Source organism: Jiella avicenniae, from assembly GCF_021390325.1.
GTDB lineage: Bacteria > Pseudomonadota > Alphaproteobacteria > Rhizobiales > Rhizobiaceae > Jiella > Jiella avicenniae.
In genome coordinates this window covers 1-18,490 of record NZ_JAJUWU010000021.1, presented here as the reverse complement: position 1 = coordinate 18,490, position 18,490 = coordinate 1, and the positions used below count along the sequence as shown (strand labels likewise).

15 protein-coding genes and 1 tRNA gene are annotated in these 18,490 nt (G+C 66.5%); 10 read left to right on the top strand and 6 right to left on the bottom strand.

What is annotated here, in order from left to right:
* Positions 1-26: 26 nt before the first annotated feature.
* The 3 genes from LZD57_RS19290 to LZD57_RS19280 form a co-directional block, all read right to left on the bottom strand.
* Entirely contained in the window at positions 27-413 is a 387-nt protein-coding gene (locus LZD57_RS19290; protein WP_233721215.1) for a response regulator, read from the bottom strand.
* The gene (locus LZD57_RS19285; RefSeq protein WP_233721214.1) at positions 403-2,256 is read right to left on the bottom strand and encodes a sensor histidine kinase; all 1,854 of its coding nucleotides are present in this window, start codon (positions 2,254-2,256) and stop codon (positions 403-405) included. Before LZD57_RS19285 ends, LZD57_RS19290 begins: the two co-directional genes overlap by 11 nt.
* A 220-nt stretch (positions 2,257-2,476) precedes the next feature.
* Complete coding sequence (locus LZD57_RS19280) at positions 2,477-3,163, bottom strand: class II aldolase/adducin family protein (RefSeq protein WP_233721213.1); 687 nt, start codon at positions 3,161-3,163, stop codon at positions 2,477-2,479.
* Positions 3,164-3,443: 280 nt separating this feature from the next.
* Here LZD57_RS19280 and ugpB point away from each other — a divergent pair, with 280 nt between their 5' ends.
* The 10 genes from ugpB to LZD57_RS19230 all read left to right on the top strand — a co-directional run bounded on the left by ugpB (position 3,444) and on the right by LZD57_RS19230 (position 14,853).
* Positions 3,444-4,742 (top strand): sn-glycerol-3-phosphate ABC transporter substrate-binding protein UgpB, encoded by a 1,299-nt coding sequence (gene ugpB / locus LZD57_RS19275; protein WP_233721212.1) that lies wholly within the window; start codon positions 3,444-3,446, stop codon positions 4,740-4,742.
* A gap of 130 nt (positions 4,743-4,872) precedes the next feature.
* Positions 4,873-5,754, top strand: a complete 882-nt coding sequence (gene ugpA, locus LZD57_RS19270; RefSeq protein WP_233721211.1) for a sn-glycerol-3-phosphate ABC transporter permease UgpA — start codon at positions 4,873-4,875, stop codon at positions 5,752-5,754.
* A gap of 12 nt (positions 5,755-5,766) precedes the next feature.
* Positions 5,767-6,615 (top strand): sn-glycerol-3-phosphate ABC transporter permease UgpE, encoded by an 849-nt coding sequence (gene ugpE / locus LZD57_RS19265; protein ID WP_233721210.1) that lies wholly within the window; start codon positions 5,767-5,769, stop codon positions 6,613-6,615.
* A gap of 1 nt (position 6,616) precedes the next feature.
* Complete coding sequence (locus tag LZD57_RS19260; RefSeq protein ID WP_233721209.1) at positions 6,617-7,681, top strand: sn-glycerol-3-phosphate import ATP-binding protein UgpC; 1,065 nt, start codon at positions 6,617-6,619, stop codon at positions 7,679-7,681.
* Positions 7,682-7,836: 155 nt separating this feature from the next.
* Positions 7,837-8,379: an inorganic diphosphatase gene (gene ppa, locus LZD57_RS19255; RefSeq protein ID WP_233721208.1), complete on the top strand. Its 543-nt coding sequence runs from the start codon at positions 7,837-7,839 to the stop codon at positions 8,377-8,379.
* 461 nt (positions 8,380-8,840) lie between these two features.
* Positions 8,841-8,917 (top strand) — tRNA-Met (locus tag LZD57_RS19250).
* A gap of 350 nt (positions 8,918-9,267) precedes the next feature.
* Positions 9,268-10,929: an ABC transporter substrate-binding protein gene (locus LZD57_RS19245; RefSeq protein ID WP_233721207.1), complete on the top strand. Its 1,662-nt coding sequence runs from the start codon at positions 9,268-9,270 to the stop codon at positions 10,927-10,929.
* Positions 10,930-10,934: 5 nt separating this feature from the next.
* Entirely contained in the window at positions 10,935-11,900 is a 966-nt protein-coding gene (locus LZD57_RS19240; protein ID WP_338034721.1) for an ABC transporter permease, read from the top strand.
* Complete coding sequence (locus LZD57_RS19235) at positions 11,897-12,784, top strand: ABC transporter permease (protein ID WP_233721206.1); 888 nt, start codon at positions 11,897-11,899, stop codon at positions 12,782-12,784. Before LZD57_RS19240 ends, LZD57_RS19235 begins: the two co-directional genes overlap by 4 nt.
* Complete coding sequence (locus LZD57_RS19230; RefSeq protein ID WP_233721205.1) at positions 12,781-14,853, top strand: ABC transporter ATP-binding protein; 2,073 nt, start codon at positions 12,781-12,783, stop codon at positions 14,851-14,853. The genes LZD57_RS19235 and LZD57_RS19230 overlap by 4 nt, the downstream gene beginning before the upstream one ends.
* A gap of 73 nt (positions 14,854-14,926) precedes the next feature.
* Here LZD57_RS19230 and LZD57_RS19225 read toward each other — a convergent pair whose 3' ends face one another.
* From LZD57_RS19225 to LZD57_RS19215, 3 genes are all read right to left on the bottom strand, one after another.
* Positions 14,927-15,736, bottom strand: coding sequence for a phosphate/phosphite/phosphonate ABC transporter substrate-binding protein (locus LZD57_RS19225; protein WP_233721204.1), 810 nt, complete (start codon positions 15,734-15,736; stop codon positions 14,927-14,929).
* Between the two features lie 92 nt (positions 15,737-15,828).
* The gene (locus tag LZD57_RS19220; protein ID WP_233721203.1) at positions 15,829-16,788 is read right to left on the bottom strand and encodes a fatty acid desaturase; all 960 of its coding nucleotides are present in this window, start codon (positions 16,786-16,788) and stop codon (positions 15,829-15,831) included.
* Between the two features lie 205 nt (positions 16,789-16,993).
* Positions 16,994-18,142 (bottom strand): NAD(P)/FAD-dependent oxidoreductase, encoded by a 1,149-nt coding sequence (locus LZD57_RS19215; protein ID WP_233721202.1) that lies wholly within the window; start codon positions 18,140-18,142, stop codon positions 16,994-16,996.
* Between the last annotated feature and the right edge of the window lie 348 nt (positions 18,143-18,490).

Sequence of the window (18,490 nt, the reverse complement as noted above, 5' to 3'; positions counted from 1 at the left end):
GCTTCGAGAGCCGCAGGCGGCGCCGTTCACTGCACGCAGAGCGCCAGAGACTCGCCGATCTCTTCCGAGGTGTAGGGCTTCTGGAGGATCGGAACGGCGGTCCAGCGCTGATCGACGCCGTCGCGCCCGTAACCCGTCGCGAAGATGAACGGGATGCCCATCTGTGTCAGTCTCTCGGCGATGGGATAGACCATCTCGCCGCAGACGTTGACGTCGAGCACCGCGCAGTCGATGCCGACGCCGGAATCGAGAAGCTCACCCGCCGCGCGAAGGCGCATCGCCGGCCCGACGACCTGACAGCCCAGATCGAGCAGCATGTCCTCGAGCTGCAGCGCCACCAGGCTCTCGTCCTCGACGACGAGAACGCGCATGCCCTCGATCCGCATCCCCATCTGTGCCACCTCAAACAGCAATGCCTGCGGCCTCCGTCAGTCCCACCTCGAATGTGCAGATGAGGCCGGTTTCAGTTAGTTCAATAGCCAGGCTGCCCGCAAGCTCGCCCTCGACGATACTTCTGAGAATCCGCATCCCCATCCCCGGGCGCAGAGAGGCCCCGGACACCGTCGGACGGAATTCCCGCCAGGTCACCGTCAGCCGGTCGCCCGCCGCATGATCGCACGCCCAGCTGATCTGGACATGACCATCGGCCTCACGCAGCGCCCCGTGCCGCTTTGCGTTGGACAGCAATTCATGGCTGACGATCGCGAGGGCGACCCCGGTCTTCGGCGAAAGCAGCAGATCCTCGCCGCGGCAGTCGATCCTGGCGGGATCGATCCCCTGCGCGTTGCCGCAGAACAGCGCCGTTAGCGGCACCGCCTCCCAGCGCCGGTCGGCGAGGACGTTATGGACCCGGCTGAGAGCCATGATCCGGGCCTCGAAGGCGTAGCGCGCGTCGTCGAGATCGGCCGGATCGCGAAAGCTCTGCCGGGCCATCGATTGGATCGTCGCCAGGGTGTTCTTCACGCGGTGGTTCAATTCGTCCATCAGCATGCGCTGGTGATGCGACGCGCGCATCGCCTCCGTCCGGTCGACCCCCTGGACGAAGACGCCGTAGATCGTCCCGTTCGCGTCACGGACGGGATTGCAGAAGAAGTCGACGTAGGACGTCTCGTCCAGATGGTCGGGAGAGCGACGCATGTGGATCGGCAGACCCTCGCGCGTCACGCTGGCGCCGGTCTCCGTCGCCTCCGTCAACATGGCGACGAAGTCCTGACCGACGAGTTCCGGAACGGCTTCGAGCAGCGGCCTCGCGACGATCGGGCGCCGACCGACGAAGCGGGAGAACGTGTCGCTGACGAAGGTCGCCAGCATCTCCCGCCCTTCGAAGACCGCGATCATGCCGGGCGCCTGGCTGAACAGACGGTGGAATTCCTCGTTCTCGGCGAGGGTCTGCTGATAGGCCTCCTCGACGGCCTCGGCGTTTCTCCAGAGCGCCAGTTCGGCCGTCGCCGCGTGGTCGGCAGGCGGTTGGCCAGGCGGCCTCATCTTGGCGATCGCCGTCACGTCGTTGGTGTTCTGGATCACGTAGACGACCCGGCCGCCGTCATCGACGAGCGGCGTGTGCGTCGCGCTCCAGTACCGAACTTCGCGTCCGCCGCCTTGCGCGGCCGGCCGATCGAGTTCGTAGGGAATGAGTGCGATCGTATCCGGCTCGCCGGTCTCGAACGCCGCCACGATGGAAGCGTTCAGCCGGTCCTGCGCATCGCTGCTCTCAGGGAACATGTCGAACAGCTTGTTGCCGATCAGCTCTTCCCGAGCCCGCATCGTCACCTTTTCGTAGGACCGGTTGACCGCGACGAAGCGCAGCTCGCGGTCGAGGATCATGTGCGGCGAGTTGCTGAGATCGAAGACGCGGAAGAAATCCACCGTCGAACCGTGGTCGATGGGGGCGTCCGGACCGCTGCCCACGCTCGTATCCATTCGTCCTGCGTCAATCATTCGAGGAACTCTTCCCGGACACCCGAAGCCCGTTTCTCGGCGGCCGGTCGTCGACGGCGTATGAAAGACGAGCGCCACCCCGCCGCCGAAGAGCCTTCGCGCGCGATCGTTCCTGCCCGCTCGCGGCATCGTCGGGGACGCCTTCGTCACTTCGCATGCGATTTGCGGCCGGCAGAAGGAAGCGCCCAGCGCCGATCCCCGTCGAGCCCGAGAGGCGCCTACTGGCGCCCGGAAGGCAACTGTCTTCGTCGGCATTGGCCGCCCGCGCTCGGCGCATGATGAATTCCCGCTCCCTTCCACCTCCGAGGCGTCCGGCATCGCGTCGCCGTCGCGCCCGATCGGAGTGCCGCTCGGCAAGAAAACCGCCCGGCATCCGGATTGATCGGACAATATGGAAGGCATAGCCAGTCCGACTATCCCATTGCAAACGTTCGTGAGAAATTTGACGACGATGGGTCATGGGATCAAAGCCGGTCTGCGGCCCCTCTCGTCCGGGCCAGCCGTATGAAAAAGAGTTACGGCCTCGCCGGAGAGGCTGTCAGCCGGAGACGCCCGGCGCGAGGGCCGACGGCTCCGACTGCCGGCCATAGCTGGCGAACCCCTTCCCCACTTCGGCGATTTCGGCATCCGAGAGGATCACCGGGCCGCCCTCGATCTGCAGGCTGTGATAGTACTGCCTGGCCAGGGTCTCGAGCTCCACGGCCCGCCACATCGCCTGATCGAGATCGCCACCGAGTGCCACCATGCCGTGGTTGGCCATCAGGCACGCGTGGCGATCCGCCAGCGCCTCCACCACCAGCGCCGAAAGCTCCGCGGTGCCGTAGCGGGCATATCCGCAGCACCTCACGTCGTTGCCGCCGAAGGCCGCGACCATGTAGTGGCACGCCGGGATCGGCCGGCGGGTGATCGCGATGGTCGTCGCGAATATCGGATGGGCGTGGACGACCGCGCCGGCGTCGGGCCGGGCCCGAAGGATGTCGCGGTGGAAGCGCCACTCGGTCGAGGGCTTCAGCGGCCCGAACCAGGTTCCGTCTTCGCCGTCGAGCGGCATGCGGGCGATCATCTCCGGCGTCATCCGGTCATAGGGCGTGGCGCTCGGCGTCAAAAGCATCGATTCGCCGAAGCGCGCCGAGATGTTGCCGGAGGTGCCCTGATTGAGGCCGGAGCGATTCATTTCCAGGCAAAGATCGATGATCTTCTGGCGCAGCGCGCCCTCGCTTTGCATTCGTCCGCTCTCCCCTTGCGTCGCGCGCATCCTAGCCGGCGCCGGCGCATTGGCAAACGGACCTTTCGGCGCGGACGCCTTTTTCGAGGAGCGCAGGGGCCTGGCGGCACGACGCCCTGCCTGAGACGCCGCAAAACCCCGATTGCAGCGAGTGAACTGATGTCATAAAACCGTCATGCTGGCCTCTGCGACCATGTCCGCCTCAAAGGCGGCAGCGTCATCAAACTGTTGCACGGCCTCGCCAATAAGCGGACACCGCAAGCGCAATAGAGGAAACCCCATGTCTATCCGCAGCCTGATTCTGTCCGGCGTTCTCGCCGCGACCACGGCCATGCCGGCCTTCGCGCAGACCGAGATCCAGTGGTGGCACGCCATGACCGGCGCCAACAACGAGGTCGTCGATACGCTCGCCAAGGAATTCAACGACAGTCAGGACGACTACGAGATCGTCCCGGTCTTCAAGGGAACCTATCCCGAAACGCTGAACGCCGGCATCGCCGCCTTCCGTGCCAAGCAGACGCCCGGCATCATCCAGGTCTTCGACGTCGGCACCGGCGTGATGATGGGCGCCGAGGGCGCGGTGAAGCCGGTTGCGGAAGTGCTCGAGGCCGCCGGAGAGAAATTCGACAAGTCGAAATATCTCCCGGGCATCGTCGCCTATTATTCCAAGCCCGACGGCACCATGCTGTCCTTCCCCTACAATTCCTCCTCGCCGATCCTCTACTTCAACAAGGACATCTTCGAGAAGGCCGGCATCGACACCGCCAGCCCGCCGAAGACCTGGCAAGAGGTGTTCGAGACCGCCCGCAAGATCAAGGAATCCGGTGCGGCCGACTGCGGCTACACCTCGACCTGGCTGACCTGGATTCACCTCGAGAACTTCGCGGCCTGGAACGACGTGCCCTACGGCACCGAGGAAAACGGCCTCGCGGGCACCGACGTCAAGCTCGAGCTGAACGCGCCGATCTTCGTCGAGCATTTCAAGGAGCTCGCCTCCCTCGCCAAGGACGGCGTCTTCCGCTACGGGGGCCGCACCTCCGAGGCCAAGCAGCTCTTCCTCTCCGGCGAATGCGCGATGCTGACCGAATCTTCCGGCGGCCTCGGCGACGTGGTGAAGTCCGGCATCAATTACGGCATCGGCCAGCTTCCCTATGATGCCAATGCCGAAGGCGCGCCGCAGAACACCATTCCCGGCGGCGCCAGCCTCTGGGTCTTCGGCGGCAAGTCCGACGAGGAGTACAAGGGCATCGGCGAATTCTTCAAGTTCCTCTCGCAGACCGACGTGCAGCAGCGGCTGCACGAGAAGTCGGGCTACCTTCCCGTCACCGAGGCCGCCTACGAGGCGACCAAGAAGTCGGGCTTCTACGAGAAGAACCCGGGCCGTGAAACGCCGATCACCCAGATGATGGGCAAGCAGCCGACGGAAAATTCGAAGGGCGTGCGCCTGCCCAACCTGCCGCAGATCCGCGACATCGAGAACGAGCAGTTCGAGGCGCTCCTCGCCGGCAAGCAGGACGCCCAGACGACGATGGACAACATCGTCAAGCTCGGCAACGAGGCGATAGCCGAAGCGCAGTAAACGGGCGCCTTCGACCACGGGCGCCGCCTCCCGGCGGCGCCTCGCTTCCTCGGCCCGGGGAAGCCGCCCGTCCCGCCCGCTCGCGCGGCTGACGTGGGCGGCCCGGGCGTCATCTTTCGCAAGGCTGCGCGTGCAGAAAGCCGTCTTTCCCAACAGGGTGCTCCCCTATCTGCTGCTCGCGCCGCAGGTGGCGATCACCATCGTGTTCTTCTACTGGCCGGCGAGCCAGGCACTCTATCAGTCGATGCTGAAGGAAGATCCCTTCGGGCTGAAGAGCAAATTCGTCGGGCTTCAGAACTTTACCCAGGTGCTGGGAAATCCCGACTACCTGAACTCCGTCAGGGTCACGGTCGTCTTTTCCGTCTCGACGGCGGTGCTGGCCATGGCGCTCGCCCTATTCCTCGCCACAGCCGCCGAGAAGGTGGTCCGCGGCAAGGGCTTCTACCGCACCATGCTGATCTGGCCCTATGCCGTCGCGCCCGCGGTTGCAGGTCTGCTCTTTCTCTTCATGTTCAACCCGTCGATGGGCACCTTCGCCTATCTCCTGCGCGATGCCGGCTATCGCTGGAACCCGCTGCTCGACGGCGATCAGGCCATGCTGCTGGTGGTGGTCGCCGCAGCCTGGAAGCAGATCAGCTACAATTTCCTGTTCTTCGTCGCCGCGCTGCAGTCGGTTCCCCGTTCGCTGATCGAGGCCGCCGCCATCGACGGCGCGTCCTCGACCAAGCGCTTCTGGACCATCGTCTTCCCGCTGATCGCGCCGACGACCTTCTTCCTCCTCGTCGTCAACACCGTCTACGCCTTCTTCGACACCTTCGGCATCATCGACGCGGTGACCGGCGGCGGCCCGGCCCAGGCGACGCAGACGCTGGTCTACAAGGTCTACAACGACGGCTTCGTCAATCTCGACCTCGGCGGTTCGGCGGCCCAGTCGGTCATCCTGATGGCGATCGTCATCGCGCTCACGGCCATCCAGTTCCGCTATGTCGAAAAGCGGGTCCACTATGCCTGAGGCCCCAATCCGATGATCGAAAAGCCCGGCATCGGCCGCCCCCTCGCCCACGTCGTCCTGGTCCTCGGCGTTCTCGTCGTCGCCTTCCCGATCTATTACACCTTCATCGCCTCGACCCAGTCGCTGACGACGATCCTGCGACCGCCGCTGCCGCTGACGCCGGGCGACCAGATCGCGGCGAACTACGGCGAGGCGCTGTTCGGCGGCATCGGGCGGATCGGCGGCGTCGCCGTGACGACGCTCCTCTTCAACACCCTCGTCATGGCGCTCGGCATCGCGCTCGGGAAGATCTTCATCTCGATCCTCTCGGCTTTCGCCGTCGTGTTCTTCCGCTTCCCGCTGCGGATGGTGTTCTTCTGGCTGATCTTCGTGACGCTGATGCTGCCCGTCGAGGTCCGCATCCTGCCGACCTACAAGGTCATGGTCGATCTCGGGATGATCGACACCTATGCCGGGCTGATCCTGCCGCTGATCGCCTCGGCGACGGCGACCCTCCTCTTCCGCCAGTTCTTCATGACCATCCCGTCGGAACTGGTCGAGGCGGCGCGCATCGACGGCGCCGGGCCGCTGCGCTTCCTGCGGGACATCCTGCTTCCGCTCTCCAAGACGAACATCGCGGCGCTGTTCGTCATCCTCTTCATCTACGGATGGACGCAATATCTCTGGCCGCTGCTCGTCACCAACGACAATCAGATGAACACGATCGTCATCGCGCTGAAGAAGATGGTCTCCTTCGCCGATGCCGACACGCCCTGGCACATGGTGATGGTGACCTCGATCCTCGCCATCCTGCCGCCGGTGCTGGTCGTGGTGCTGATGCAGCGCTGGTTCGTGCGCGGCCTGGTCGAATCGGAAAAGTGACGTGGCGAAGATCGAACTGAAAGACGTCCGCAAGGTCTATCACGGCGGGGTCGAGGCGGTGAAAGGCGTTTCGCTGTCCGTCGAGGACGGCGCCTTCGTGGTGCTGGTCGGACCGTCGGGCTGCGGCAAGTCCACGCTCTTGCGCATGGTCGCCGGGCTGGAATCCATTTCGTCCGGCACGATCGCGATCGGCGACAGGGTGGTCAACGAGCTGGAGCCGGCCGAGCGCGACATCGCCATGGTGTTCCAGAACTACGCGCTCTATCCGCACATGACGGTGCGCAAGAACCTCGAATACGGCCTGAAGAACCGCAAGATGGCCTCCGGCGAGATCGCCCGAAGGGTCGACGAGGCGGCGAAGATGCTGGAGATCGGCGCCCTGCTCGACCGCCGGCCCGGCCAGCTGTCCGGCGGCCAGCGCCAGCGCGTCGCCATGGGTCGGGCGCTCGTGCGTGAGCCGGCCGCCTTCCTCTTCGACGAACCGCTGTCCAATCTCGACGCCAAGCTCCGCGTCCAGATGCGCGCCGAGATCCGCCGCCTGCAGCGCCGGCTGAAGACGACCAGCCTCTACGTGACCCACGACCAGCTCGAGGCGATGACGCTCGCCGACACGCTGGTGGTGCTGAACGCTGGCAGGATCGAACAGGCGGGCTCGCCGATGGAGGTCTACGAACGGCCCGCCAGCCTTTTCGTCGCGACCTTCATCGGCTCCCCGGCGATGAATCTCCTGCCGCTCGGCGCAGGGGGCATTGCCGGCCTGACGGCGCCGGACGGTCTCCTCTCCGGGGCCGGCCCTGCCAAGACGCTCGGCATCAGGCCGGAACACATGCGCCTTGCGGACGGCGAAGCCCCGCGGCCGGGCGAGATGCGCTTCGACCTCACGGTCACCGGCGTCGAGGTCGTCGGGGCCGAGAGCTTCGTCTACGGCACGCTGCCCGAAGGCGGGCCGGAAGTCGCCGTCAGGGTCGCGGGCTACAGCCACGTCGAACCGGGGACGCGGCTCGCCGCCGCCGCCGACCCGGCGTATCTCCACCGCTTCGACCGCGAGACCGGCCGGCGGATCTGATCCGGCGCAGCCCCGACGTTGCAACCGATCGGCCGAGTCGCTAAGCAGCCTGCGAGCGGCCGAGGGCGCGCGTTTCAGGCACTCTTCGGTGCGTCCGGGAAGGCCTGAAAGGCACCCGCCACGTTCTGAACAGCAGGTCACAGGAGCTTTCCACCATGCGCATCGACGCCATCAAGCGCGGCATCAATCCCCCCGAGGACATCAACGTCATCATCGAAGTCCCCGTCGGCGGCCATCCGATCAAATACGAGATGGACAAGGACGCCGGCTGCCTCGTCGTCGATCGCTTTCTCTACACGCCGATGACCTATCCGGGGAATTACGGCTTCGTGCCGCACACCCTGTCCGACGACGGCGATCCGATCGACGTCCTCGTCTGCAACACCCGCCCGCTGTTTCCCGGCTGCGTCATCAACTGCCGGCCGATCGGCGTCCTCATCATGGAGGACAACAAGGGCCAGGACGAGAAGATCCTCGCGGTCCCCTCGCCCGAACTGACCCAGCGCTATGCCAAGGTGTTCGAGCCCTCCGACCTCCCCGAGATCACGCTGAAGCAGATCGAGCACTTCTTCGAGCACTACAAGGATCTGGAGCCCGGCAAGTGGGTGAAGATCGGCGACTGGGCCGGATCGGACATGGCGCGCAAGCTGATCACCGAGGCCGTCGCGCGATCCGACGCGGCGAAATCGCAGGGCTGAGGAAGGCGCATCGGAACGTCGCGCCCGCCACGGGCGGAAGAGCCGATCGGGTGTCTCGAAGGCACTCGTCGCGAGCCGGGAAGGAGGGGCGCATCTCCCTCCTCGCCCGGCTTTTTCGATACGCGGCCGACCGACAGGTTTCGATAAACGGACGACCGGCAGGCCGCCTCGGCCGATTCGGATTCGGCAACCCGCTCGATTCTCCGCTCGGTGCGAAAACCGCCCCCTCGCCGTTCGCCTTGGCAACGCCGCCGGCGCACCGACCTTGCCTATGAAGGCGGCGGGCTGCTTGTGTTTTTCGGTTTACAGATCAATGACCTACGCGAAATTTCAGCGAAACCGATCGATGCCTTCCACAGGCCGTTCGAAATTCTGTCGCGGAATTGCCAGACCCCCCTTTTCATTCATCCAACTGTCGCATACATAGCGCTCACCGACGGCGCCGAGGGCGACGTTGCTGACGCGGGGTGGAGCAGCCCGGTAGCTCGTCAGGCTCATAACCTGAAGGTCAGAGGTTCAAATCCTCTCCCCGCAACCATCGATCTCGTCGAAGCCTCGCTAGAAATGGCGGGGCTTCGTCGTTTTGCGGCCAGGTCGTTTCGAGTGGCGGTTCCGGCTGAACGACGCTCGGCCTTTCGTGAGCACCGATGGCGCTTCCGGTTTGGCCGACTTCTACAGGCGCTGCTCTGCCTTTCCACGCTGCGAGCATGGTCGCTCAAGGAAGGGGAAAATCCCGATCTTTCGTGTTGCCGGCCCCCGTTCGACGATTGCCGTCGAAAGAATCGCACCCCCGTCACGAGGCCGTAGGCCCTTTCCCTTTCGTTCAAAAATTGCTTGAGTTCACTCAACAGGCAGATTGAGTTTCACCAACACCAGGGGATCGGTGTCATGTTCCGTGCCATCAGCACTCTCGCGGCCCTGCGCTTTGGCCGCACGGACGTCCAGAACCACGTCATCGACGAACTCCTGGCCGGCCGGCTGGATCGCCGGTCGTTTCTGCGTCACGGCAGCCGCGTCGGGCTTTCCATGGCGCTGATGGCGGCGGCGATGAAGACCGCCGGCCTGTCGACGATCGGCAGCGCCCTCGCCCAGTCCGGCACGCCCGGCGGCACCATCCGCGTCGCGCTGATTGCGCCCTCCGGCACCATCGATCCGGTCACCGTGGCGGACCAGTACGGCCTCCTCGTCCTGCAGCAGGTCGGCGACTTCCTCGTCCTCGACGGCCCGGATCTCGTCCTGCAGCCGATGCTCGCCACCGAATGGTCGCCCAACGAGGACGGCACCGTCTGGACGTTCAAGCTGCGCGACGACGTAAAATTCCACGACGGCCGGACCATGACGGCGGACGACGTCGTCGCCTCGATCGACCGCCTCGCCGACCCGGAAAACGGCTCCAACGCGCTGTCGGCCTTCAAGGGCGTCCTGTCGAAGGGCGGCACGAAGAAGGTCGACGACCACACGGTGGCCTTCCATCTCGACGCGCCGAACGGCAACTTCCCTTATTACCTGTCCTCGGACAACTACAACGCCATCATCCTGCCCGCCGACTACTCAGGCAATTTCGAGGCCGAGATGGTCGGCACCGGCCCGTTCAAGCTGGAACGCTACACGCCGAAGGTCGGCGCCACCTTCGTCAAGAACCCCGACTACTGGGGCGGCGAACCGAAGCTCGACCGGGTCGAGATGAGCTTTTATGCCGACCAGCAGCCGCAGGTGCTGGCGCTGCTCGGCGGCCAGGTCGACGTCGTCCAGCAGGTGACGGTGCAGGGCTCCCAGAGCCTGTTCGACAATCCGGCCGTGAAGATCCTCGAGCTGCGCTCGAACGCCCATCGCCAGATCCACATGAAGACGCAGTCCGGCCCCTTCGCCGACAAGCGGGTGCGCCAGGCGATGGCGCTGACCCTCGATCGGGAGCGGCTGATCCAGGGCCTCTTCCGCGGCATGGCCGACATCGGCAACGATTCGCCCTTCGCGCCGGTCTTCCCCTCGACCGACTCGACGGTCGAGCAGCGGGCGAAGAACATCGAAAAGGCCAAGCAACTGATGGCCGAGGCCGGCACCTCCGGCTTCGACACGACCTTCACCACCATGTCGATCCAGGAGTTGCCGGCGCTGGCGAGCCTGATCAAGAACGCCGCTGCCGAGATCGGCATCAACGTCACTCTGAAGATCGAGGATCCCGGCGCCTACTATGGCAGCGCCGTCCCCGGCAAGTCGGACTGGCTGGATTCGGAATTCGGCATGACCGACTATGGCCATCGCGGCATTCCGAACGTCTTCCTGACCGCGCCCCTGAAGAGCGACGGCACCTGGAACGCGGCGAACTTCCAGAATTCCGAATACGACAAGCTGGTCGAGGATTACGTCGCCGCCCTCGATCTCGACGCGCAGAAGGACGCGGCCGGCAAGATCCAGCGCCTGCTGCTCGACGAGACGCCGATCATCTTCCCGTATTTCTACAACTGGCTGACGGCGACGGCGCCGAACGTCGCCGGCGTCCAGCCGACCGCGATGGGCCAGCTCTTCCTCAAAGACGCGACCGTCGGCTGACGGTCGTGCGATCGCCGTTCGGGCGCTTCCTTTTGCGCCGGCTGGGCCTCAGCCTGCTCACTTTGTGGCTGGTCAGCGTCGTGGTGTTCCTCGGCGCGCAGGTTCTGCCGGGCGATCCCGGCCGGGCCGTCCTCGGCCCCCTCGCCGATGCGAGGGCCGTCGCCGCGCTCAACAGGGAGATCGGCGCCGACCGGCCGCCGGTGGAGATCTACGTCTCCTGGGTCGGCGGCATGCTGCAGGGCGACCTCGGGCAGTCCTATGCCTACCGGGCGCCGGTCGCACCCTTCGTCGGCGACGCGATGCTGAAATCCCTGAAGCTCGTCGGCATGATCTTCGTCATCGTCGTGCCGCTCGGTGTGGGCGCCGGGGTCGTCGCAGCCTTGAACGTCGGCAAGCCGATCGACCGGATCATCTCGGTCGCAAGCCTGTCTTTGACGGTCATTCCCGAATTCGTCTCGGCGATCGCGCTGATCCTCGTCTTCGCGGTGATCCTGAGATGGCTGCCCCTTTCGGCCAGCTGGCCGGCCGGTGCCGGCCCGCTCACCCAGCTCGAACATCTGATCCTGCCTGCCTTGCCGCTGGTCATCGTGCTGTTCGGCTACATCGCCCGGATGGCGCGGGCCGGCACGGTCGAGGCGCTTTCCTCGGACTACACCCGCACCGCGGTCCTCAAGGGCCTGCCATGGCGCACGGTGCTGACGCGCCACGTCCTGCGCAACGCCCTCGTCCCGACCATCACCGTCATCGCCGCCCAGACCGGCTACGCCCTCGGCGGCCTCGTCGTCGTCGAGACGCTGTTCCGCTATCAGGGGATCGGCAATCTCGTCCTCAGCGCCGCCAAAGCCAAGGATTTCGCCATGCTGCAGGCCGGCATCCTGGCGATCGGCGCCTTCTTCATCGTCGCGACGCTGATCGCCGACTGCATCACCGTCATGCTCAATCCCCGTCTGCGCGCGGAACTCGGCCGATGAGCGCGGCCGCCGAGACGACCACCGCCGACGGGAACGCCGCAAAGACGCCAGCCGCGAGGAAGGAGCGCACGACGCTCGCGATCCTTTTGCGCAGTCCGGCCTTTCTCGTCGGCGCGGCGATCGTCCTGTTCTGGGCCTTCTGCGCCGCCTTCGCCCCCTATTTCGTCCCCTACGATCCCCTGGCCGACGACCTTCTCAACACGCTGGCGCCGCCCTCGGCCGAGCACTGGTTCGGCACCGACCAGATCGGCCGCGACGTCTTCTCCCGCGTCCTCGTCGGCGCAAGGGACATCCTGACCATCGCCCCGCTCGCCACCCTCCTCGGCACCACCGTCGGCACGGCGGTCGGCCTGGTGATGGGCTATTTCGGCGGCTGGGTCGACGCGATCATCGGCCGGCTGATCGAGGTGCTCCTGTCGCTGCCGCTGATCATCGTCGCCCTGATGGTGCTCGTCGCCCTCGGCCCGTCGACGCCGACGGTCGTCGTCGTGGTCGGCCTCGTCTTCACGCCGCTCGTCGCCCGCACGGTCCGCGCTGCCGTCCTTTCCGAGCGCCATCTCGACTACGTGCCGGCCGCGGCGGTGCGCGGCGAAAACGCGCTCCACGTCATGTTCGTGGAGATCCTGCCGAACATCTGGCCGCCGATCATCGTCGAGGCGACGGTGCGGCTCGGCTATGCGATCTTCACCATCGCCTCGCTCTCCTTCCTCGGCTTCGGCGTGCAGCCGCCCTCGCCCGACTGGGGCCTCGCCATCGCCGAGAACTACGGCGTCCTCGTCGGCGGCTTCTGGTGGACCGTGGTGCCCGCCACCGTCGCGACGGCCTCGCTCGTCGTCGGCGTGAATCTCGTCGCCGAGGGCCTGCAGCGGGCCGTCGCCGAATGAGCCGGACATCGACCATCTCCCCCGACGCGGCAGAGGCGAGCCCGGCCCTCGAACTCGACGACCTCTCCGTCGCCTACACCGTCCGCGGCCGCGACCTTCCGGTCCTTGCGAATGTCAGCCTGACCATCGCGCGCGGCGAAGCCTACGGCCTCGTCGGCGAAAGCGGCTCCGGCAAGTCGACGGTGGCGCTGGCGCTGCAGCGCGTCCTTCCGGCGAACGGGCGCATCTGCGGCGGCTATGCCCGCGTCGCCGGCAAGGACGTCGCCGAACTCGGCGCCGCGGAACTGCGGCGGATGCGCGCCAAGGACGTCGCCATGGTCTTCCAGGACCCCGGCAAGGCTCTGAACCCCTCGCTCACCGTCGGCCGTCAGATGGCCGAGGTGTTCGAAATCCTCGGATCGTCGGGAAGCGAGGCCAGGAAGCGCGGCGAGGAGATGCTCGGCCGCGTGCGCATCTCCGATCCCGCCCGCGTCATGGCGAGCTTTCCGCATCAGCTGTCGGGCGGCATGCAGCAGCGGGTCGTCATCGCCATGGCGCTGGCGAAGGACCCCGCCCTCCTCATCCTCGACGAGCCGACGACGGGGCTCGACGCGACGATCGAGGCGGAAGTGCTCGACCTCGTCGACACGCTGCGCCAGGAGTTCGGCGCCGCGGTCCTCTTCATCAGCCACAACCTCGCGGCCGTCGCCTCGCTGTGCAACCGGGTGGGCGTGCTCTATGCCGGCAAGCTCGTCGAGGAAGGGCCGGCCCGAGAGCTGTTTTCCGACCCGCGTCATCCCTACACCGCCGGCCTTCTGCGCTGCCTGCCGCGCGCCGGCTTCAAGGGCGGCGCGGCGCTCGACAACATTCCCGGCTTTCCGCCCCCGCCGGGTTCGATCACGAGCGGCTGCGTCTTCGCGCCGCGCTGCGGGCTCGTTCAGGACCGCTGCCGCATCGACGAGCCGCCGCTCTACGAGGTCGGAAACGGCCGCGGCAGCCGCTGCCATTTCCACGACCGGGTCGACGACCTCCCGCGCATGAGCGAGGCGCCGCCGGTGAACACGCCGGAGCGCGGCCCCGAGGTCGAGCCTGTGCTGAAGCTCGAGCATCTGTCGAAGACCTACACCCTGCCCGGCAACCGCAAGGTCCAGGCGCTGCGGGACGTCTCGCTGACGCTCGATCCGGGCGAGACGCTCGGCCTCGTCGGCGAGAGCGGCTCCGGCAAGTCGACGCTCGCCAACCTCGTCCTCGGGCTTGCCGAACACGACGAAGGCGGCAGGATCGACCTCGACGGAAAGCCGATCCCGGCCGACGTCCATGCCCGCCCGCGCGAGGCGGTGAAGGCGATCCAGATCGTCTTCCAGAACCCGGATTCGGCGCTCAACCGCGCCCACACGGTCAAGCATCTCATCGGCCGGGCGGTCGAGAAGCTCGCAGGCATCGCCGGGAAGCAGCGCGATAGCCGGGTGCGGCATCTCCTCGAAGCCGTGCGCCTGACCCCGCGCCAGCTGCCGGCCAAGCCTCGCCAGCTTTCCGGCGGCATGAAGCAGCGCGTCGCCGTCGCCAGGGCCTTCGCCGCCGATCCCCGCGTCATCGTCTGCGACGAGCCGACCTCGGCGCTCGACGTCTCGGTGCAGTCGGCGATCCTCAACCTCCTGTCCGAGCTTCAGGCCGAACGGCAGGTGAGCTACATCCTGATCTCCCACGATCTCGGCGTCGTGCGGCATCTGTCGGACCGGATCGCTGTGATGTATCTCGGCCGGCTGATGGAGATCGGCCCGGCCCGCTCGGTGATCGAGGGCCCGCATCACCCCTATACCGAGGCGCTCCTTTCGGCGGCGCCGACCGTCACCGGCGAGCGCGGCGCGCGCATCCGCCTCGAAGGCCAGATCCCCAGCCCGATCGATCCGCCCTCCGGCTGCGTCTTCAACACCCGCTGCCCGCGCAAATTCGCTAAGATCTGCGAGACCGAGGAGCCGCCCTTCGTTCTCGACGACGAGGGTCACGCCATCCGCTGCCACCTGCCGCGGGAAAAGCTCGGGCGCGGCAGGAAGATGGAGGGGGTGGCGGTCGGCGAGGCGGGAGCTTGAGCACTCCTCGCCTGTTCGACGCGGCGTCGTTGGTATTGCGGGACACCAGCGGGGTCGCTTGCCGGCCGCGACCTCACCGTAAAATCGGATAGCCCGCCGCAACCGCCTCCCGCTCGGAACCCAGCACCACCGCATAATCGCCCACGCTCACGGACGCGACCCCCGACAGCCCCAGCGCCTCCACCGCGCTGGCCAGATCCGGATCGGCGATCGTCTCCCTCAGCACTGAGAAGAGCATGCCTATCTCGTCCCTCGAAGCGCTCCCGCGCGTCACGAACGGCAACGCCGGACTTTTCGCCGTCTCGCCGATCACCCGGACACCTTCGACCAATTCCGGCCGATGCCGCCGAACCAGCCCGAACGTCACGCAGTCGATTGCGGCGACCTCCGCCTTGCCCGTCGCGACGTGGTCGAGGCTGGCGAGATGACCCCCGGTGATCACGACCTCTCCGAAGAACCGCCCGCCCCTGGCCAGAGGCACGACGGCGTGGCGAAACAGGTTCATGCCGGAATTGGAGTCCCGCCCGTTGATCGCCGCGCGCCGGCCGCGCAGATCGGCCAACGTCTCGAATGAAGAGCCCGTCGCGACCACGATGACGCTGCAATGGCTGGCACCCGCGCAGCCCGGTACGGAATAGACCGGCGCCGCAATCGGCGTGACGACGTCCTTCAGCGCCGTCACCAGCGGATAGCCACAGGTCTGCGCGAACAGCAGCGCGGGATCGTGCCAGATCTCCGCCAATGGCTGCGTCCGATCGAGGGTCTCCGGCACATCCGCCATTCCCGCGTCCCGCAGCCGCGCGGCAAGGCCCGCCCACACGGCGTCGTTGGCAGCATGCAGCCACGGCATGTCGTACATCCCGAGGCTGGCGATGCGGGTCATGAAGGAAACCTCGTTGCGGGCCGCCGGATCGTCCACCCCCTGGACCGGCCGGCGATCACCGAGCCGATTCCGCGCCCCGAGACGTCGTGAGGTCAGGCCGCCGCCTCGCCGCTGCCCGCCCCGTCCGGCGCCCGACCGAGGGGATGGGCCGGCCGATCGTGGGGCGCGACGAAGAAACGGCGGAAGACGTCCTTGTAGCCGTCATAGAGCAGGCCGCCATTGGCGCCGAGCAGCGCCGCGCGGTTGTCGCGATACCAGGCCGGCAGCCTGTACCAGGGCAAGGTCGGATGGGCATGGTGCGCGGCGTGGAGATTGTTGTTGAGGAAGAGCAGGCCCAGCACCGGCGAACCTTCGACGATGGCGGTCCGCTTCTCGACGCTGCCCTCCGCCTTGTGCTCGGCGAAGGAGCGGATCAGGAGCAGCGCCGTGCCGGGATAGACGAAGATCGCCAGATAGGCGAGCGGGCTCAGGCCGCAGACGCTCCACAGCCAGGTCAGCACCACGGCGCAGCCGAGGAGATGCCGCGCCCAGATGCCGGCGAGCAGCCTGTCGCCTGCCGCGATCGCCCTGGCCTCCGTCCACAGGAAGCGGCTGATCGACCAGGCCGGGCCGATGACCAGCCGGCCGGCGAGGCAGGTCTGCGCCTCGACGAGACCGCGACCGAGCGGGCTCAGCCGCGCCCAGTCCGCTTCCGTCCAGTAATAGGATTCCGGGTCGTCGAGCGGATCGGTCAGGCGTTCGTCGCGGTGGTGGCAAAGATGCATCGTCCGATAGCGCGCGAACGGGATCCACAGCGCCAGCGGCACGAAGCCGAGCGCCCGGTTGAAGCCTCGCCACCGGGTCGGATGGCCGTGGATGATCTCGTGCTGCAGCGAGCCGTGCCAGGCGATCGTCCAGGCCGCCGCGGGCACCAGCAGCACCAGCGGGATCAGGTGGTGGAAGAAGGTCAGCGCGCCCCAGCCGCCATAGATGGCGATCGAAAGGAGCAGGGTTGGCCATTCGACGGCACGGCGGCGGAGGGGTTTTGCTGAGATTCGAGGCGCTGAGGTCATGCGCACAGGATTCGGGCAAATCAGTTGCGTTGACAATGCCTGACTTCACCAAGCCGTGATGAGAGTTGTCGCGTCCGGTGGCCGGCAAATGACAATTGTCAACAGTCGTGATTTTATACGCGAACCATGCCAGGCACAGGCGATTGACCGTCAGGATCAAACGAGCGCTAGAGTTCCCCGCGTTTCGTGAAAACGCGCCGCCCACTCAGCCCAGTGCCCGTGCCTCTTCCAGGCTCATCCGGCCGGCCGCCATTCGCACCGTGTCCGCGTCCGAGACCTCGCCGGCGATCGCCGCGGCAACTCCGTCGCCGATCAGCGGGCCGAGCTTGAAGCCGTGGCCGGAACAGGCGCTGACCACCCAGCTCTTCGCCCCCCAGGGCTTCACCTGGAACTCCTCGCTGGCATCGCGGGTGACGGTGTAGAAGCAGATCTTCCGCTCCAGAACCCGGTAGCGCTCGAAGTCGCGATAGGCGAGCCGGGCGGCCCTGTTCAGCCGGGCGACGTCGGCGTCGGTTGCGATGCGGTCGCCATCGGCGTCGCCGGAGCGGGTGAAGACGTGGTCGCCGACCTTCAGCCGTGTCCCCATCCTCGGCGGCAGGGTGTAGGTGCCGCTCTCGGTGCCGAGATCGATCAGCACCGGTGCGGACTTCCACGCCTCGACGTATTCCGCCGGCGGGCTGAGATACATCACCGCCTGCCGCGACGGCACGACGGCGTCCGCCACCTGCGGCGTCAGCTTGTTCACCCAAGCGCCGGCGGCGATCACGATCCGGTCGGCGCGGTGGGTCTCGCCATTGGCGACGAGCGTGCCCGCTTCGGGGTCGACCTCGCTCACCCGCGCCTCGGAATGAAACGTCACGCCCTGATTGCCGAGCCACACCGTGAGGTCGGTGAGGATGCGGATCGGAAAGAGCATGCCGCCCTCGTCGGTCTCGACGCAGCGCGCGAGGCTCGTCGTCTCGATCATCGGGAAGCGGTCAGGCACCTCGGCCAGCGGAATGTCCCGGTAGCCCTTGCCGAGCGCCGTCAGCGAGCGCGAGACCGGCTCGTACCAGTCGACGTCGTCGCGCAGGAAATAGAAGACGCTGCCCGGCGAAAAGTGCCGCGCGCCGATGTCCTGGAAAAGCTGCTCGTAGAGCCGGAAGGCGCGGGGCATCAGATAGGCGTACCCCTCCAGCGTCCCGTAGGCGTGGCGGGTGATCCGATGCTCGTCATAGGAGGAGGCGCGCGGGTTGGGGATCGGCCCCTGCTCGAACACCTCCACCTGAAAGCCGCGGCGCGTCAGCGCCCAGGCGGTTGAAAGGCCGGCAATGCCGGCGCCGACGACGATGATCTTGCCGCGGGAGTTTGCCATGGGATCGAACGCTTTCTGGTGGGGCGCAATGGGGCGGATCGGAGCGTATTTTCAGTTTGCAGGCGTGGCGGACGGAGCGCGAGCCGGAAGGGGCGCTCCCATCGACGCCTCGTCATCCCGGGCTTGACCCGGGACCCATTCCTCCGCGCTGAGTCTGCCTCTTCGGTTCGGATAAGACAACGCGGCAGCTACGGGCGCTTACGTGCTGGCGACGATTTGGAATGGCAACTGTGTTCATGCAAAGGCCTTTTTGTCCCTCTGCATGGCATTGAGGACGGTGAGAAGCTTTCTGGCGACGGCGATGATCGCGACCTTCTTGGATCCCGATCTTTCGGTGACGGCGTTGAA

Coding starts and splice junctions, on each gene's coding strand:
- LZD57_RS19285 (WP_233721214.1), bottom strand. CDS start 2,256: ATGCCGGACGCCTCGGAGGTGGAAGGGAGCGGGAATTCATCATGCGCC.
- LZD57_RS19280 (WP_233721213.1), bottom strand. CDS start 3,163: ATGCAAAGCGAGGGCGCGCTGCGCCAGAAGATCATCGATCTTTGCCTG.
- ugpB (WP_233721212.1), top strand. CDS start 3,444: ATGTCTATCCGCAGCCTGATTCTGTCCGGCGTTCTCGCCGCGACCACG.
- ugpE (WP_233721210.1), top strand. CDS start 5,767: ATGATCGAAAAGCCCGGCATCGGCCGCCCCCTCGCCCACGTCGTCCTG.
- ppa (WP_233721208.1), top strand. CDS start 7,837: ATGCGCATCGACGCCATCAAGCGCGGCATCAATCCCCCCGAGGACATC.
- LZD57_RS19245 (WP_233721207.1), top strand. CDS start 9,268: ATGTTCCGTGCCATCAGCACTCTCGCGGCCCTGCGCTTTGGCCGCACG.
- LZD57_RS19235 (WP_233721206.1), top strand. CDS start 11,897: ATGAGCGCGGCCGCCGAGACGACCACCGCCGACGGGAACGCCGCAAAG.
- LZD57_RS19230 (WP_233721205.1), top strand. CDS start 12,781: ATGAGCCGGACATCGACCATCTCCCCCGACGCGGCAGAGGCGAGCCCG.
- LZD57_RS19225 (WP_233721204.1), bottom strand. CDS start 15,736: ATGACCCGCATCGCCAGCCTCGGGATGTACGACATGCCGTGGCTGCAT.
- LZD57_RS19220 (WP_233721203.1), bottom strand. CDS start 16,788: ATGACCTCAGCGCCTCGAATCTCAGCAAAACCCCTCCGCCGCCGTGCC.
- LZD57_RS19215 (WP_233721202.1), bottom strand. CDS start 18,142: ATGGCAAACTCCCGCGGCAAGATCATCGTCGTCGGCGCCGGCATTGCC.